We start from the raw sequence: 16,418 nt of genomic DNA, 5'->3' as shown, positions 1-16,418 counted from the left end.
CTTAGCCTCCATTAGTATCAACTATGTTCAATAAAAAACTTCTCAAACAGATTGCCTACTAGCATCTTGCGATAATTGGCACTGCCACGTAGATCACTCAAGGGGGTAAATGCTTCATGCAGAGCAGGTTTTACCGATCGCACAGTTGCCATTGTCCAAGGTTGACCGATGAGCATTTCCTCAATCGCGATCGCGCGTATCGGAGTTGCCGCGACACCACCATAGGCGAGACGAGCGTGGAGAATATTCTGGTTAGCATCAAGATCAATTACAAAAGCAGCCGCAACGATGCTGATGTCGTCCGTACCACGTTTACCGATTTTGTAGGACTGACTGAGCCGTTTCGTTGCTCCAGAAGTAATCGTTTTAGGAATCTTTACAGAATGGATAATCTCACCTTGTTTTAGTTCTGTTTGTCGATAGCCTTTGAAAAAATCGGCAAGTAATAAACTGCGATCGCCATCAATGCTCACCAGCTTCACGGATGCATCAAGGGCTAATAACACAGGTGGCAAATCACCAATGGGGGAAGCAGTGCCAATATTACCGCCGAGGGTCGCCCGATTGCGTACCTGTCGTGCGGCGAACCAATGCAGCATTTCATCAAGACTTGGGAATATCCCATGCAGCAAATCTTCAATGTGACTGAGGGGTAAAGCCGCGCCAATCTCCACATAGTCATTGGTTTGGTGGATTTGTTTAAGCGCTGCAATTCCCTCTAAGGAAATCAATATGGGATAGGTGCGCCGATGCCAACTCATTTCCAGACCCAAATCCGTTGCTCCTGCCACCAATGTTGCTTCAGGATATTGCTGAAGTAATTGCAAGGCTTCCGCTAGCTCGATGGGACGATAAAATTGCTGCTCACTTCCTGTATAGGCGATCGCTGCCAAATCAGAAGTTTTGCTAACTAGCGCCGCACTAAAATGATCACCAGCATTATTTTTCGCCAATAGTTGCGCGGCTTTACGGATTGGTAAATAGCCCGTACAGCGACAGAGATTGCCCTCAATACAAATGTCATCGCCCAGACTGTGATTATAGTAAGCCGCAAACATACTCATGATGAATCCGGGGGTGCAGTAGCCACACTGCGATCCAGCCATCTCTACCATTGCTGCTTGGACGGGATGTAATTGACCATTGGCGATCCCTTCGGCGGTAATGACCTCACGTCCCGCGATCGCGCCAAGGGGGACTAGGCAGCTATTCACCGCTTGATATTGGGGCTGACCATGACTATCTTGACCAATGATCGCTACTGTGCAAGCCCCGCAGTCACCATCTCCACAACCCTCTTTTGTGCCCACATAGCCGTTTTGTCGTAAATAGTGCAGCAGTGTCATCGTAGGCGCGAGATTTTTTACGTGAGCTTTTGCACCGTTAAGGGTAAACGTAAAATCAGTTATGGGAGCAGTCACCTGTTGAGTCACGGGAATTGCCTTACTTAATAGAGAAAATTGACAGGTCAATACAAATTTATTAATGAATGAATAGACTCTGGTTAAAGTGCGCCAAGATACAAAAGATCAATATCGTTAATTAATCAGCACAAAACCCAAAAGAGTAATGGCGGCGCGAAGCGCCGCCATTACTCTTTTGGGTTTTGTCCTCAGCAAAACTTGCCTTGCTATATTATGAATAGTTAAACTTAGCTACTCATCTATGAATATCCGTATTGGCAATGGTTATGACCTGCACCGACTAGTTAGCGATCGCCGCCTGATCCTTGGTGGAGTCGAAATTCCTTACGAAAAAGGATTACTGGGACATAGCGATGCTGATGTACTAACCCACGCGATCATGGACGCAATGTTGGGAGCGCTTGCCCTTGGCGATATTGGGCATTATTTTCCACCCTCTGATCCGAAATGGGCAGGAGCCGATAGCATCATGCTCTTGCAGCAAGTGCAAGCATTAATTAGCGCACAGGGTTGGAGCGTAAATAATCTTGATGCGATGGTGATTGCTGAAGCCCCAAAACTCAAACCCCACATTAAGGCTATGCGCGATCGCCTATCCCAAGCGATGAATTTAGCAATTGATTGTGTCAGTGTGAAGGCGACTACTAACGAAGGCATGGATGCGATCGGTCAGAAAGAAGCGATCGCCGTTCATGCAGTAGTTTTATTAGTAAAAAGCTAAAAGCCAATAGCTAATAGCTAATAGCTATTGATTGATTGTATTTATTTTAAAATTTATTTTTTAGGGAAGATGGCGATCGTGAGAAGAAGCATTCAGAAACGAACCAAGGTGAAACAATGGAAAGCGATCGTCTTGCTGCTACTGATCGGCATGTGTTCGCTGTTGCTTTGGGGTTGCGCGGTCAAACCAGAAGCCCTCAAAAATCGACTCGTAGTTCCACTTGATAGTGATATTAAGACTTTTAATCCAGTTTTAATTAATGACGCTTATAGTGGCATCGTCATTGGTTATACCCTTAGCGGATTGATTTCGGAAAATCCAATTACCAAGGAGCTAGAAGCCGAGCTAGCCGAAAAATGGGAATTTCAGCAGGATGGTAAACAACTTATTTTTACGATGCGTCCCGATCTGAAATGGTCGGATGGTCAACCGCTTACCGTAGATGATGTTCTCTTTACCTATCAAAATATTATTTTCAATGAGAAGATTCCCACTGGTACTCGTGATGTTCTCCGAATTGGACAATCGCAGACTCTTCCCAAGGTTGAGAAGCTTGACGATCGCCGCATTTCTTTTTTACTGAGCGAACCCTTTGCCCCTGCTCTACGCACATTAGGCGGCATCGGCGTTTTACCCAAACATGTCTTTGAACCAACTCTCCAAGAAGATCCTAACGCGCCAGAAAAAAAATTAAAGTTTCTCGAAACATGGACTCTGAGTACTCCTGTCAATCAATTAGTGGGCAGTGGTGCTTATATGATTCAAGAATATCGACCTTCAGAACGGGTGATCTATAAACCAAATCCCTATTATTGGCGGAAGGGAAAACCCTATATCGAGCAATTTGTAATGCAGATTGTCGAATCACCAGATACGGCTCTGCTACGATTTCGATCTCAAGATCTTGATATGTATCGCCTTCGTGGTGAAGACTATCAATTGCTGAAACGGTTTGAACAACGCGATCGCTACAAAATTTATAATGCGGGTCCCGCCACAGGACAAGCATTTATTATGTTCAACCTCAATAAGGGCAGAAACCCGAAAACTAATGAACCATTTGTTGATCTGAAAAAATCCAAATGGTTTAATGATGTTAACTTTCGCCGTGCTGTCGCCTATGCGCTCAACCGCGAAGCGATGATTACCAACCTGTCGCGAGGTTTAGCCCAAACCCAAAATTCGCCAGTTTCGATCCCTAGCCCCTATTTTTTCCCTCCTGAGAAAGGACTTAAGGTTTATGATTATCAACCTGAAAAGTCCAAAGAGATTCTCTTACAAGCAGGATATAAATACAATTCTGAACAACAACTCCTCGATGCTGAAGGGAATCTCGTGCGCTTTACTTTGTTAGCTCCTGCGGGTGGTAGAGTTGCGATGGGAGCACAAATTAAAAGCGACTTAGAAAAAATTGGCATGAAGATTGACTTTAATCCCGTTGATTTTCGGATTATCTCCGATAAGCTCGACAACTCGAAGCAGTGGGATGCGACGATTCTTGGTTTTACTGGAGGTGCTGAACCCAATAGTGCGATTAATCTCTGGGCAACCGATGGTGATTCCCATCTTTTTAATAAAGGACCAGTTGGTGATGAACCTCCTTTCCCCGGACGAGAGATAGCTGATTGGGAAAAGAAAATCCATTCGCTGATGATTCAAGGCGCACAGGAATTGGATGAAACTAAGCGTAAAGCCATCTATGCCGAATATCAGCAATTGGTACAGGAGCAATTACCGTTAATCCATTTAACGATACCTCTGTATTTAGTTGCTGTGCGCGATCGCGTGGAGAATGCTCAACCCTCATCACTGGCTGGCAGTACTGGTGTGACGGGTGCATTATGGAATATTGAACAATTAAAACTGAAGTCCTAAGTAATGAAGTGCATTGCTACGCGACAATTACCGATCAAACGAACCACAAGAATTTTTGTAAAAGTATTGCTTTGCAATACTTTTACAAAAATTCTTGGTTTGGGTTTGAGCGCAAAGAGCTTTAGAAACCATTTAAGAATTGTTTAGATCCCCCCCAGCCCCCCTTAAAAAAGGGAGGAGAATTAAATTCTTCCCCCTTTTTAAGGGGGATTGAGGGGGATCTCTTAGAGCTTTTAACCGCAGAAAGTAATTCTTAAATGGGTTCTTAGGATATCATCGAAAGGAGAAGTTTGATCATGTCGGAAACTCAGCAAAAACTTAATGACCCTTCCGTTACTGTAACGATCGCTCGACGAGTTAAACCAGAATGTCAGGCAGAATTTGAAGCCTTTTTGACTGGAGTTACCAATGCCTGTGGACAATTTTCTGGTTACCTAGGCAGTAATGTTTTTCGTCCTGTCAATGCCGATGATCCAGAATATCGCATCATATTTAAGTTTGATCGCCTGAGCAATTTACGGCAATGGGAAGCTTCAGCCGAGCGTCAGTACTGGTTTGCGATCGCCGAACCGCTTACGATTAGTCCGCCCCAGATTCAGGTGCTAACTGGCTTAGAAAGTTGGTTTACATTACCAGGAAAACCCACGATTACGCCGCCGCCTAGGTACAAAATGGCTTTAGTAAGCTGGTTGGCTGTGTTTCCTTTAATTACGGGTATTTCGATAATTTTTCAACAATTTTTGGGGATATTGCCTCTAGTCTTGCGCGTAGCCTTTGTGACAGCGATCGCTGTACCAACTATGACTTATCTCCTCATGCCGCAAATGACGAGGTTATTTTCATGGTGGCTATATCCAGTCACAGAAATAAGGCTACCTATAAAAGATGTTGTTCCTGCGATCGCTGACAATTCCTCAGCTATTCCTCTACCTGATTTACAATCTACTACCCTAGAAGAAAAACAACTGATACCAAATTGAAGAATTTAGAAAGCTGGGTTTGGTTTTTCAATTGACAACAGTTTGTCCACACTGTTGTCAATTGGTATTAATGTAACGTGAGTTCGATATAGCCATTTGCGGCGTGCTTCGCACGCCGCAAATGGCGAAAAATGGTAAGAATCGCTTAGCGATTCTTACCATTTTTCGCTTTCGTCGAACTGACGTTAAACTAAAAACCTAGCAAGCTGTCCCGCCCGCTACGCGGGCGGGACAGCTTGTGGTTTTAGGTTTTAATTATGGTGAGCTACTTAATGATCTAATGGGATAATATTCACTAATTGATAAGTTGGCTTTACTTAATGAACCAAACAAGGTTTGATGCTTTGATCATCGGCAGCGGTGCTGCTGGACTTTATACTGCCTTGCGGCTTGCCGACTTAGCACCAAACTGGCGAATTGGTTTAGTGACTAAAGATAACTTGTCAACATCAGCTAGTGATTGGGCGCAGGGTGGAATTGCGGCAGTCGTGGATAAAGATGATGCTCCCCAATTTCATGGCAAAGATACCTTAATAGCTGGTGTGGGCTTGTGTGAAGTCGAGGCTGTGGATGTATTAGTTAATGCTGCTCCTCGCCAAATTCAGAACCTGATCGCCTTGGGTGTGGATTTCGATCGCACAGAAGACGGTAGCCTTGCCCTAACCTTAGAAGCAGCACACTCCAAACGCAGGGTATTGCACTCAGCAGATACTACAGGTCGAGCGCTAGTATCCAAACTTGCGGCGGCCGTATTACAAAATCCTAGCATTCAGGTTTTAAGCCAAACCCTAGTTTTAGATCTGTATATGGAACAGGGGCGCTGCGGTGGTGTTTTTTATCTAGAAGAAAATCAAGAAATAGGTTGCTTAATTTCGCCAGTAGTGGTTTTGGCGACAGGTGGCGGCGCTCAGGTGTTTTCACAAAATACCAATCCGCCCTCAAGTACAGGTGATGGAGTGGCGATCGCTTGGCGAGCAGGAGCCGTAATTCGGGATATGGAATTTGTGCAGTTCCATCCCACAGCCCTTGCTTTACCCAATGCTCCAAGATTTTTAATCAGTGAGGCGGTACGAGGGGAAGGAGCGCATTTGATTGATCATCAAGGCGATCGCTTTGCCTTTAATTATCATCCTCAAGGTGAACTTGCGCCTCGTGATGTGGTCAGTCGCGCCATATTTAACCATCTCCAGAAGACCAAAGAACCCACAGTATTTCTGGATTTACAGTCAATTTCTAGAGAGAGAATTGCCCATCGATTTCCAAATATCATTAAAATCTGTCAACAGTGGCAAATTGATATTTTCTCCACTCCGATTCCTGTCACTCCCGCCGCTCACTATTGCATGGGAGGTATAGTTGTGGATTCTTATGGAGCTACTTCCATTGAGGGGCTATATGCAGTTGGAGAAACCGCTAGTACAGGCGTACATGGTGCTAATCGGTTGGCAAGTAATTCTCTATTAGAATGCTTTGTTTTTGGGGAACGCTTAGCTGAACAGGTTTGTTCTCAACCAACTCAGATTTTTAAGAATCCGAAAGCGATCGCTCCCAAATTAGCAGATCATGGCAATTCAGCAACTATTCAAAATATTAAATTGGCAATTCAAAATCTAAGTTGGCAAGCGGCGGGCATCAGTCGAGTTCAATCGGATTTAGAGATCGCCTTAACGGAAATCTGCACATGGCAAGCTGAGTTAAACCACTTTGCTGAACCTTCCCGTTTATGGATTGAAACTCGAAATTTGGCTGACTATGCTTATTTATTAATGCGATCGGCGCTATTTCGTACCGAAAGTCGCGGCGCACATTTTCGTTCTGATTTTCCTGAACCTGATCCGAGTTGGCAGGTACATACAATTATCGAAGGTCAAGAGATCGGTCGATCACCTGCTTTGTTACCTATAGAACCCTAAAAGACAAAATCGGCGCGACGCGCCGATTTTATCTTTTAACTGATGTTACGTGGATCTCAGATGATGAATCTCTTGTTGCTAGCACGACAGGGCAACCACGGGGGGATTGCCCCTACTCCAATAATTTAACGTCAGTTCGACGAAAGCGAAAAATGGTAAGAATCGCTAAGCGATTCTTACCATTTTTCGCCATTTGCGGCGTGCGAAGCACGCCGCAAATGGCTATATCGAACTGACGTTAATTTAGATTTTTGTAGGGGCAGTGCACCCGTGCCAGCCCTAGACTTAGATGATCGTAGGAATTCTATCAACGTAACATCAATTTCAAAGATGCAGTGCTTTGCCGCTCATCACCAATTGGAGTTATTGCAATGTATATAATTGCGATCGCGATAGACGCGCTAACCAAGGAGCCAGAAATTTGTCATTGGCTTGCCTTTCTTGAGAATCTTCAGTCTCAAAAGGATGAGGTGCTAAGCCCCGCAGAGCAGCCGTTGTTACACAAAACATTGACTTTTGGAAAGAGAGACAAATCTGCACCAACAAATCCTCTTCACCGCGATCGCTTTTTTGGTAAATCTCATGCAAATAGTCGGGTAGAAAATGCCGCATATCTTGCATAAGTAAGGTGGGTGGAATTCCTGCACCGCCTACTGGCAAAGGATCGGCATAGAGAACACCATAATTGAATTGCGAAATTTCTGGGGAAATTTGATACGCCTGTGCATTGTAGGAAACTGTGCCACGAAATGGGAACGAGCGGAAAAATACGGCTTCCACATAGGGGACAGCTGTATCCATTAAGAACGTAAGATTTGCCGACGCAGGAACAATGTCGTAATCTTCAGCATTGATCGTGACTTTATAGATATAAGGCACGCCAGCAGCAGCAACTAGTCCATCCTGAACATGCTTAACCACATCAGGAATGCTTTTAATTTCACCACGATCATAGCGATCGCTTAATTCTAAAAACATCGGCGACATAAACGACCAGAAATATCCTAGAGCGCTGTAGTAGGTCATCAGACGCACCTGCTCTAGTAAGAAATCGGGGAATAGTCGATGCATCACCGCCATTAATGGGTTTCGTCTAGCTTTGGCGGCGATCGCTAGTTGGGCGCGTTGTTTAAATTCTGTGGAGTCCAAATAAGCATCTAGACCACCGCCACCATGCCAAAACATCGCTTTCATACAATATTCGGCAAATTCAAAATTGATGCGATCGTGCCACCAATGACGACCAAGTTTGTTTAGTGAGAAATCACCATTAAAAAACTTAAAAAACGGGAAAAAAGCCAGAAACTGATGCTCAGAAATATAGGTTAGATTCCTATAATATTCACCCAGCACCACACCGTAGCTTTTGAGGATACCAACAACCTCTAGCAAGTTTTCAGGAGAATCTGGAAGCAATGCTCCACCTGACTCTAGGCGTTGCTTCACCGCAGCAAGGGCTGGTTCTATAGTTTTATTTTGACTCAATACACTCATACCCAAATTTTACAATGCTTCTGTCTCAAACCCAATAGTTCCCAATAGTTAGTGAGGTGGGTATAGCCCACCTCACTAATACCGAAACACACAATGATGTAGCCATTTTATGTTTTTATTTATATTTGTAAAATTTATGTTTTTAAAACTCTTACTGGGTTTGTTGCTTAATTGTCAAACTTTTAGCTACACTTCACTCGCTTGGTTAACGTCAGTTCGATATCGCCATTTGCGGCGTGCTTCGCACGCCGCAAATGGCGAAAAATGGTAAGAATCGCTTAGCGATTCTTACCATTTTTCGCTGTCGTCGAACTGACGTTAAGGGGACAAATCCATTTCTCAAATGCCCACGTAAAAACTGATATTGCGTTTTATTGCAACCAGTAACTACACAAGACTACTTTACGTCAACTAATCTAGCCTCCATTCCCCACAAAGCCATGCAACCAGAATCCAACCTCCCCAAACCAGCCGCGCCATTTCCCCAGCTATTTAGCGGAATGCTTGCCCTATCGATCGCCCTTGTCGGTAGCGCCTATCTCGCTGGTAATGCCCTGCGATCGCTTAGATCTAACGACGTTTTGACCGTAATTGGTTCATCAACCCGTCCGATCCGCGCTGACTTTGTGATCTGGCGTAGCTCCGTTTCTAGTCAACAGACGACATTGCCCCTTGCCTTCCAAGAACTCAAACGCTATAACGAGCGCGTGCGTACCTACCTCAAGAGCAAAAATATTCCTGATGACGCGATCACCGTGAGTGCGATCGAAACCCAGCCTATTCCTGAAACCAATATTAACGGAATGCAAACAGGCAAAAACATTGCCTATCGACTAGTACAGCGCTTTGAGATTCGTTCTAAGGATGTTGATGGTATTAGTGCGATCGCCCAATCAAGTACTGATTTGATTAACGAGGGTATTCCCTTCACCTCAGACCCTGCGGAATATCTCTACACACAGCTTAGCCAGTTGCGGGTGGAAATGATTTCGGAAGCGACCAAAGATGCGAAGGCTAGAGGTGATGCGATCGTCAATGTCTCAGGTAGTCGCCTTGGCACAATTCGCAAGGCGGAAACCGATGTCTTTCAAATTACGGCGCGGTATTCTACCGAAGTGAGCAACAGTGGCTCCTATAACACCGCCTCCATCGACAAAGATATTCGGGCTGTGGTTGCGATTACCTTTGCTGTTGAATAATGATAGGGGTGACACTTTGTGTCACCCCTATCATTATTTGCTGAAGCCATGACTTATTTTAGTTCGCGATCACCTGCTGCACTTTGCCCTGTCTGTATGCGTGGGCAGATTGCCCCCATGCCGATGATGGACTCTCTGGCTTGCGACTTTTGTAGTCATATTTTCCTGCTTGAGCAAAGTGAGGATCAGCGTCAGCAGTTTTTGCGAATGGCGGATACCATCTCCACATTGCGATGGGCTTGGACAGGTAAGCGCTGGGAAAATGCAAACGCAGTACAAGTTTATAACAGTCGTTGGTTGAGCATTTTAGGCATTTTGTTAGTAATCATCCCCACCGCGATCGCCTCCCTTGCGGCTTATTTTTTTGCACCCGACCCTGATGTTCCCTTAGCATGGTTCCCCAAGTTTTGGGCGATCGCCACATTTTGCGGTCACTTATTTGTGCTGCTATCAATTACTCGCGACTACACCCAGTTTCCCATCGGCGCTTACTGGCGCTCAATGAGGCGATCAATAGGGATTTGAGATCCCCGTCTTTTTGGGCGACAGATACAGGCGATCTTTGATATTTACAGCAATTACCGCTGATGTTACGTGGAAGCTGCCAAGACCCTCACCCCTAGCCAAAAGGGGAGAGGGGAACCAGAAATTAGTCTTACTCCCCTTCTCCCTTGATGGGAGAGGGGGCTGGGGGGTGAGGGTTCCACGTAACAGCAATTACCGATCAAACAAACCTCAAGAAAAATTTTGAAAGCGTTGCTTTGCAACGCTTTCAAAATTTTTCTTAGTTTGGGTTTGAGCGCAAAGCGCTGTAAAGAAAAAGTCGGGTATCTGTACAATAAGCAATATGGCAAAAAAGAACAAAAGTGAATTAAAAAAACGAAAATCGTTCCAAAAAACTTTACGCAAGTCTTTATCGATATTTCGTTACGGAATTAAAGCCCTAGGACTTGTTTGGACGACTAGCCGAATTTTAACTGTGGCGATCGCTATTTTCACGATCATGAGTGGGCTATTACCAGCAGCGATCGCCTATGTGGGCAAGTTGATTGTCGATAGCGTTGTGTTGGCTTCGCGGAGTGGATTATTAAGCGATCGCAACTTGGCACTGAGTTACGTGGGATTTGAAGCAATCTTAATTGTGATTTTGGCGGCAGCGCAAAAGGGATTGACTGTATCTCAATCATTGCTGCGCGTGCTACTTGGGCAAAGAGTGAACGTCTTGATTTTAGAGAAAGCGCTCACCCTCGATCTTGCCCATTTTGAAGATTCAGAATTTTATGACAAGATGTCTCAGGCGCGATCGCAAGCTTCCAGTCGTCCGCTATCACTGATCAGTCGCATTTTTGGTTTAGGTCAATCAGCGCTGACTCTATTGACCTTTAGCGGCTTGTTACTCAACTTTTCGGTTTGGGCGGTGATCGTTTTAGTTTTAGCGGCGATTCCCTCTTTTATTGCGGAAACCAAGTTTTCGGAGCATTCATTCCGTCTATTCAAATGGCGATCACCTGAAACCCGTCAGCAGCATTATCTAGAAACTTTACTGGCGCGAGAAGACTATGCCAAGGAAGTTCAGCTTTATCAATTAGGTGGAATGCTACTACAGCGTTATCGCGATGTTTTTGATCGCCTATTTGACGAAGATCGCAATCTGACAATTCAAAAGGGATTTTGGGGCTATCTGTTGGGATTGCTGAGTACGGGTGCATTTTATGCCGCCTATGCTTGGATTGTGATGGAGGCGATCGCTGGCAAGATCAGCCTAGGGGAAATGACGATGTATTTAGTCGTATTCCGTCAAGGTCAGTCTACTTTTGCATCAGCGCTAACCTCCATCGGTGGCATGTATGAAGACAATCTCTATTTAGCCAATCTCTACGAATTTCTCGAACAGCCGATTCCTCAATCTGATGGGAGGATTACCAGAGGAATTGAGAAAGATGGCATTAGATTTGAGAATGTATCTTTCTGCTATCCCGAAAGTCAAGAACCAGTTTTAAAGGATATTTCACTGCATCTCCAACATGGCGAAAAACTAGCGATCGTTGGTGAAAATGGCTCTGGCAAAACTACATTAATTAAACTCCTGACACGGTTATATGTGCCTACGAGCGGTCAGATTTTACTAGATGGCGTGGACTTAAATGATTGGGATATCGATGTTTTGCGAAAGAGAATTGGTGTAATCTTTCAGAACTTTGTGCAGTATCAATTTACCGTCGGAGAGAATGTCGGTGTTGGTGATGTCGAACGCTTAAATGAGTATCAAGAATGGGAAGTCGCCACCGAGAAAGGCATGGCAAAACCCTTTATTAACAATATGCCACAGGGATTTGGTACACAGTTAGGTAAATGGTTTAAGGGTGGTCAAGAGCTATCGGGCGGGCAGTGGCAAAAGATTGCCTTGTCTAGAGCATTTATGCGATCGCAAGCAGATATTCTCGTCCTCGATGAACCAACGGCGGCGATGGATGCGGAAGCTGAAATGAATATTTTTAATCATTTCCGTTCTCTCACTAAAGATCAGATGGTGGTATTGATTTCCCATCGGTTCTCGACAGTGCGTATGGCGGACAAAATCATCGTGATGGCAGATGGTAAAATTATCGAGCAAGGCAGTCACGAGCAGCTATTAGCAGCAGATGGACGCTATGCCCATCTTTTTACGCTGCAAGCAGCAGGTTACAAATAAATTTTTAAAAGCTTTGCGAAGCAAAGCTTTTAAAAATTTATTTGTAGTTTATCTAGATTATTACCGTAGGGAAAAATCATGCAAGATTTCAATTGGAAAAAGCTTCAAAATGGTTCCGATATTCGTGGCGTAGCGATCGCAGGTGTGCCCAATGAAGATGTAAACCTAACGCCTGAAATTGCCAAAGTTTTAGGTCAAGCCTTTGCCACTTGGTTATCTCAGAAACTAAACAAACCTACCTCAGACTTACTGATTTCCGTAGGGCGCGATAGTCGGCTATCGGGCGCAGAGTTAATGCAAGCAGTCATGGAAGGAATTAATTCCCTCGGCAGTCAAGTGTATGACTTTGCGATCGCCTCTACACCAGCGATGTTTATGAGTACGATTACCGATGGCTTTTGCTGCGATGGCGCGATTATGCTCACGGCAAGTCATTTACCCTTCAATCGCAATGGCTTAAAGTTCTTTACCGCCCAAGGAGGACTCGAAAAAAAAGATATTACAGATATTCTCCATCTTGCCGAAAAGAATGAATTTGCAGTTTCTGAGGCTTTAGGTAGCATCACTGAACATGATTTTATTTCGGTGTATGCTCAACAATTTGTCACGAAAATTCGTGAATCTGTCAATCATCCTGACAATTACGAACAGCCACTTCAGGGCTTAAAAATAATCGTGGATGCAGGTAATGGAGCGGGGGGATTCTATGCCAGTAAAGTGTTGCAACCTTTAGGCGCAGATATTACGGGGAGTCAGTTTCTCGATCCCGATGGCACATTTCCCAATCATGTTCCTAATCCAGAAGACAAAGTTGCCATGGCTTCTATCTGCGAAGCCGTAATCAAGCATCAAGCAGACTTTGGGATTATTTTTGATACCGATGTCGATCGCAGTGCAGCGGTTGATCAATTCGGCAAAGAGCTTAATCGTAATCGCTTGATTGCCCTAATTTCTGCGATCGTCCTTAAAGAGCATTCCAACTCAACGATCGTTACTGATTCCATAACTTCCGATGGACTGACCAAATTTATCGAGCAGGATTTGCAAGGCGTACATCATCGATTCAAACGTGGTTACAAAAATGTGATTAATGAATCCATGCGCCTCAATCAATCAGGGCAAGAGTCTTGGCTAGCGATCGAGACTTCTGGACATGGCGCGATGAAAGAGAACTATTTCCTTGACGATGGTGCTTACTTGGTGAGTAAGCTTTTAATTGAATTAGCCAAGTCGAAACTAGCAGGAAAATCTCTCACCGATTTAATTGCCAACTTACAAGAACCAGCCGAAAGTGAAGAGTTTCGCATCAAAATGCTTGTGGAGGATTTTAAAGCTTTGGGCGATCGCGTAATTAAAGATTTACAAGTATTCACTAACGCCCAAACTGACTGGCAAATTGTCCCCAATAACTACGAAGGTATCCGTGTTTCCTGCACTTCTGACAATGAGAATGGTTGGTTTTTGCTTAGACTCTCATTACACGATCCCGTCATGCCCTTAAATATTGAATCTAATGTCCAAGGTGGTGTTACCAAGATCGCCAAAAGGCTATTAGAATTCCTCCAACCTATAGAAGGGCTAGACATTTCTGCACTCTTCCATTAAGGCAACTTGTAAAAATAACTTGAACAGGAAAGGGGCTTAAGCCTCTTGTTTAACATGATGTCAGTTCGACGAAAGCGAAAAATGGTAAGAATCGCTAAGCGATTCTTACCATTTTTCGCCATTTGCGGCGTGCGAAGCAGCCGCAAATGGCTATAACGAACTCACGTTGATCAATTAAACCGTAAGAGACTTTTTGAAAGTGTTGCTTTGCCGCACTTTCAAAAAGTCTCTTGGTTTGGATTTGAGAGTAAAGTGCTGTATGTAACGTGAGCTTTTAAATTGGAACTTCTGTAAAGAAACAACTTCTCACGCCAGTGTGACAGGCAATATCACCAACCTGCTCAATTTTCACCAAAACCACATCACGATCGCAATCGTAATAGATCTTTTTGAGCTTTTGGATATGCCCAGATGTGGCTCCCTTATGCCACAATTCTTGACGCGATCGGCTCCAATAATGCACTTCGCCAGTAGAAACTGTTAACTCCAAAGCATGACGATTCATCCACGCCATCATTAAAATTGTGCCATCTTGATGATCCTGCGCGATCGCAGGGATCAATCCTCGCTCATCATACTTGAGATTTTCAATCCAATTGTCAGACATTTTTTAGATATTAGATGATTAAAGCAAATTATACCAAGCATTCCCGCAACTGTTGTTGAAGCAACTGTGCATCAAGATTTCTGCCAATAAGAACTAATTGGTTGTCAATAGGCTTCTTGCGATGGTCATAGTTCAGTTCGTAGCGCTTTCCGCTCAATTGAAAAACAAAACGAAGATCTTCAGAATCAAAACAGAGAACCCCTTTTGCTCTAAATACATCAACGGGCATTACCTTATCAAGAAAATAGGTGAACTTGTCTAAATCAAAACGGCGATCGCTTTGGAAAGAAACAGAAATAAACCCATCATTATCTAAATGGTCGGAATGGTGATGATGATGTTCATGATCGTGATGCTCATGCTTGTGATGATGATGTTCATGCTCATATACTTCATCCTCGTTTTCTACCTGTTGATAAACACTAGTTGGCGCAAGATCCACATCTAAAATCAAAGGCAATGGAACTTCACCATGCTGCGATCGCAGAATTCTCGCTTTAGATTTAGTCTTGCGAAGATATTCTTCTAATTCATTAACCTGTGCTTCTGGCACTAAATCTGTCTTGTTCAGTAAGACTATATCGCCATACTGCACCTGACTAAGCGCCGCCTCACTACCAAAATGCTCAGCAGTAAATGTCTCCGCATCAATCACAGTGAGGATAGAATCAAGGCGAGTGAGGTGCTTTAGTTCAGTTCCCAAAAAAGTCAAGGCGATCGGTAGAGGGTCGGCAACACCAGTAGTCTCAATCACCATATAGTCAATGCGCTCTTCTCTCTCCAAAACGTTATACACAGCATCAACTAAGCTGTCATTGATCGTGCAGCAAATACAACCATTACTTAGCTCCACCATGCCATCTTCAATATCAACAAGTAACTGCCCATCAATGTTGATGTCGCCAAATTCGTTCACTAAAACGGCTACTTTCAAATCCTGACGATTTTTGAGAATTTGATTAAGGAGTGTCGTTTTTCCACTACCGAGAAACCCCGTAACAATCGTTACAGGCATTCCCCGTTTAGGAATATCGAGCTGAGGAGATTTCATAGTCTTGTCCAACCTGACTTTAATGGTGTTAGGGTTCTGCAATTTAATAGGGAACCAAATTTTTGATGATGCGGCGAAGCCGCATCATCAAAAATTTGGTTCCTTGGTTTATGGGAAGCCCATAAAATTAAATTATGATAATGATTATCATTCTTATAAGCATACTCACATTAGTAACAATGTCAACCTCAACAAGATGCATCCAGCAATTCTCATTATAAAACCCGATTAGTTGAAAGTCCTCCAACGGCAGACTTTCAACTAATCGGGTTTAGTATTTCCATCACTGGGAGTTATACCAATTCATGGAAGTTTCGCCGCATTTTCACAAAAAAAAGCAAACCCAGTAAGGGTTTGCAAAGCACAAAATGGCGTAGCCATTTTGTGCTTTTGGTATTAGAAGTACTAAAATCACCTCAGTTTAACGTCAGTTCGACGAAAGCGAAAAATGGTAAGAATCGCTTAGCGATTCTTACCATTTTTCGCCATTTGCGGCGTGCTTTGCACGCTGCAAATGGTGATATCGAACTCACGTCAGTTTAGGTTAATTTCAAACTAGCTCCTAGAGGAGGTTTGCGCCGCAAACCTCCTCTAGGAGCCAAACCAGTAAAAGCCTCGCGAAGCGAGGCTTTTACTGGTTTGGCTTTTAAAATAATGAGAATTACTTTTAGTGGCTGACAATAAGATATGTACAGTTTCTTAGCGTTTGGTGAACTACCAGACGCTGACGGCTTAGGCGGTACAGAGCTGGCTTCCTGATTCAACGGGGATAGCGTCCAACAAAACCGAAGTTTTACCAGATCGACTTACATCTCCTCCACAGGCAGACTCGCTAGTTCCTAACGAGATAACTCGTA

The 16,418-nt window shown here is 44.0% G+C and carries 12 protein-coding genes; 8 read left to right on the top strand and 4 right to left on the bottom strand.

Annotation, left to right across the window (positions count from 1 at the left end; genetic code table 11):
* Positions 1-17: 17 nt before the first annotated feature.
* Entirely contained in the window at positions 18-1,472 is a 1,455-nt protein-coding gene (gene xdhA, locus VB775_RS06660) for a xanthine dehydrogenase small subunit (RefSeq protein ID WP_281008994.1), read from the bottom strand.
* Between the two features lie 193 nt (positions 1,473-1,665).
* On the opposite strand from xdhA, the gene ispF reads away from it, so the two are divergent.
* The 4 genes from ispF to nadB all read left to right on the top strand — a co-directional run bounded on the left by ispF (position 1,666) and on the right by nadB (position 6,913).
* Positions 1,666-2,145, top strand: a complete 480-nt coding sequence (gene ispF / locus VB775_RS06655; RefSeq protein ID WP_281008993.1) for a 2-C-methyl-D-erythritol 2,4-cyclodiphosphate synthase — start codon at positions 1,666-1,668, stop codon at positions 2,143-2,145.
* A 69-nt stretch (positions 2,146-2,214) separates the two neighbouring features.
* Positions 2,215-4,020 carry an ABC transporter substrate-binding protein gene (locus VB775_RS06650; RefSeq protein WP_416235810.1) on the top strand — a complete coding sequence of 602 codons (1,806 nt, stop codon included), beginning with the start codon at positions 2,215-2,217 and terminating at the stop codon, positions 4,018-4,020.
* A 296-nt stretch (positions 4,021-4,316) separates the two neighbouring features.
* Entirely contained in the window at positions 4,317-5,000 is a 684-nt protein-coding gene (locus tag VB775_RS06645; protein ID WP_281008991.1) for a hypothetical protein, read from the top strand.
* Between the two features lie 320 nt (positions 5,001-5,320).
* Positions 5,321-6,913 carry an L-aspartate oxidase gene (gene nadB / locus VB775_RS06640; protein ID WP_281008989.1) on the top strand — a complete coding sequence of 531 codons (1,593 nt, stop codon included), beginning with the start codon at positions 5,321-5,323 and terminating at the stop codon, positions 6,911-6,913.
* Positions 6,914-7,276: 363 nt separating this feature from the next.
* Here the strand turns inward: nadB and VB775_RS06635 are convergent, their stop codons facing one another.
* The gene (locus tag VB775_RS06635; RefSeq protein ID WP_281008988.1) at positions 7,277-8,407 is read right to left on the bottom strand and encodes a CO2 hydration protein; all 1,131 of its coding nucleotides are present in this window, start codon (positions 8,405-8,407) and stop codon (positions 7,277-7,279) included.
* A 440-nt stretch (positions 8,408-8,847) separates the two neighbouring features.
* Between VB775_RS06635 and VB775_RS06630 the strand changes: the two genes are divergently transcribed.
* From VB775_RS06630 to VB775_RS06615, 4 genes are all read left to right on the top strand, one after another.
* Complete coding sequence (locus VB775_RS06630; RefSeq protein WP_281008987.1) at positions 8,848-9,606, top strand: SIMPL domain-containing protein; 759 nt, start codon at positions 8,848-8,850, stop codon at positions 9,604-9,606.
* An 18-nt stretch (positions 9,607-9,624) separates the two neighbouring features.
* On the top strand, positions 9,625-10,131 hold the full coding sequence (locus VB775_RS06625; protein WP_281008986.1) for a hypothetical protein: 507 nt from the start codon (positions 9,625-9,627) through the stop codon (positions 10,129-10,131).
* Between the two features lie 322 nt (positions 10,132-10,453).
* Positions 10,454-12,298 carry an ABC transporter ATP-binding protein gene (locus tag VB775_RS06620; RefSeq protein ID WP_281008985.1) on the top strand — a complete coding sequence of 615 codons (1,845 nt, stop codon included), beginning with the start codon at positions 10,454-10,456 and terminating at the stop codon, positions 12,296-12,298.
* A gap of 78 nt (positions 12,299-12,376) precedes the next feature.
* Positions 12,377-13,903: a phosphomannomutase/phosphoglucomutase gene (locus VB775_RS06615; RefSeq protein WP_281008984.1), complete on the top strand. Its 1,527-nt coding sequence runs from the start codon at positions 12,377-12,379 to the stop codon at positions 13,901-13,903.
* A 274-nt stretch (positions 13,904-14,177) separates the two neighbouring features.
* Here the strand turns inward: VB775_RS06615 and hisI are convergent, their stop codons facing one another.
* Positions 14,178-14,510 (bottom strand): phosphoribosyl-AMP cyclohydrolase, encoded by a 333-nt coding sequence (hisI, locus tag VB775_RS06610; protein ID WP_281008983.1) that lies wholly within the window; start codon positions 14,508-14,510, stop codon positions 14,178-14,180.
* Between the two features lie 28 nt (positions 14,511-14,538).
* Entirely contained in the window at positions 14,539-15,561 is a 1,023-nt protein-coding gene (locus VB775_RS06605; RefSeq protein ID WP_281008982.1) for a CobW family GTP-binding protein, read from the bottom strand.
* Between the last annotated feature and the right edge of the window lie 857 nt (positions 15,562-16,418).

Source organism: Pseudanabaena sp. CCNP1317 (genome assembly GCF_034931345.1).
Lineage (GTDB): Bacteria > Cyanobacteriota > Cyanobacteriia > Pseudanabaenales > Pseudanabaenaceae > Pseudanabaena > Pseudanabaena galeata.
This window is presented reverse-complemented; position numbering and strand designations above follow the sequence as displayed.

What these genes read in the sequence shown, in the direction of transcription:
- hisI (WP_281008983.1), bottom strand. Translation starts at nt 14,510, where the DNA reads ATGTCTGACAATTGGATTGAAAATCTCAAGTATGATGAGCGAGGATTG.
- VB775_RS06605 (WP_281008982.1), bottom strand. Translation starts at nt 15,561, where the DNA reads ATGAAATCTCCTCAGCTCGATATTCCTAAACGGGGAATGCCTGTAACG.
- VB775_RS06620 (WP_281008985.1), top strand. Translation starts at nt 10,454, where the DNA reads ATGGCAAAAAAGAACAAAAGTGAATTAAAAAAACGAAAATCGTTCCAA.
- ispF (WP_281008993.1), top strand. Translation starts at nt 1,666, where the DNA reads ATGAATATCCGTATTGGCAATGGTTATGACCTGCACCGACTAGTTAGC.
- VB775_RS06615 (WP_281008984.1), top strand. Translation starts at nt 12,377, where the DNA reads ATGCAAGATTTCAATTGGAAAAAGCTTCAAAATGGTTCCGATATTCGT.
- VB775_RS06650 (WP_416235810.1), top strand. Translation starts at nt 2,215, where the DNA reads ATGGCGATCGTGAGAAGAAGCATTCAGAAACGAACCAAGGTGAAACAA.
- VB775_RS06630 (WP_281008987.1), top strand. Translation starts at nt 8,848, where the DNA reads ATGCAACCAGAATCCAACCTCCCCAAACCAGCCGCGCCATTTCCCCAG.
- VB775_RS06645 (WP_281008991.1), top strand. Translation starts at nt 4,317, where the DNA reads ATGTCGGAAACTCAGCAAAAACTTAATGACCCTTCCGTTACTGTAACG.
- VB775_RS06635 (WP_281008988.1), bottom strand. Translation starts at nt 8,407, where the DNA reads ATGAGTGTATTGAGTCAAAATAAAACTATAGAACCAGCCCTTGCTGCG.
- nadB (WP_281008989.1), top strand. Translation starts at nt 5,321, where the DNA reads ATGAACCAAACAAGGTTTGATGCTTTGATCATCGGCAGCGGTGCTGCT.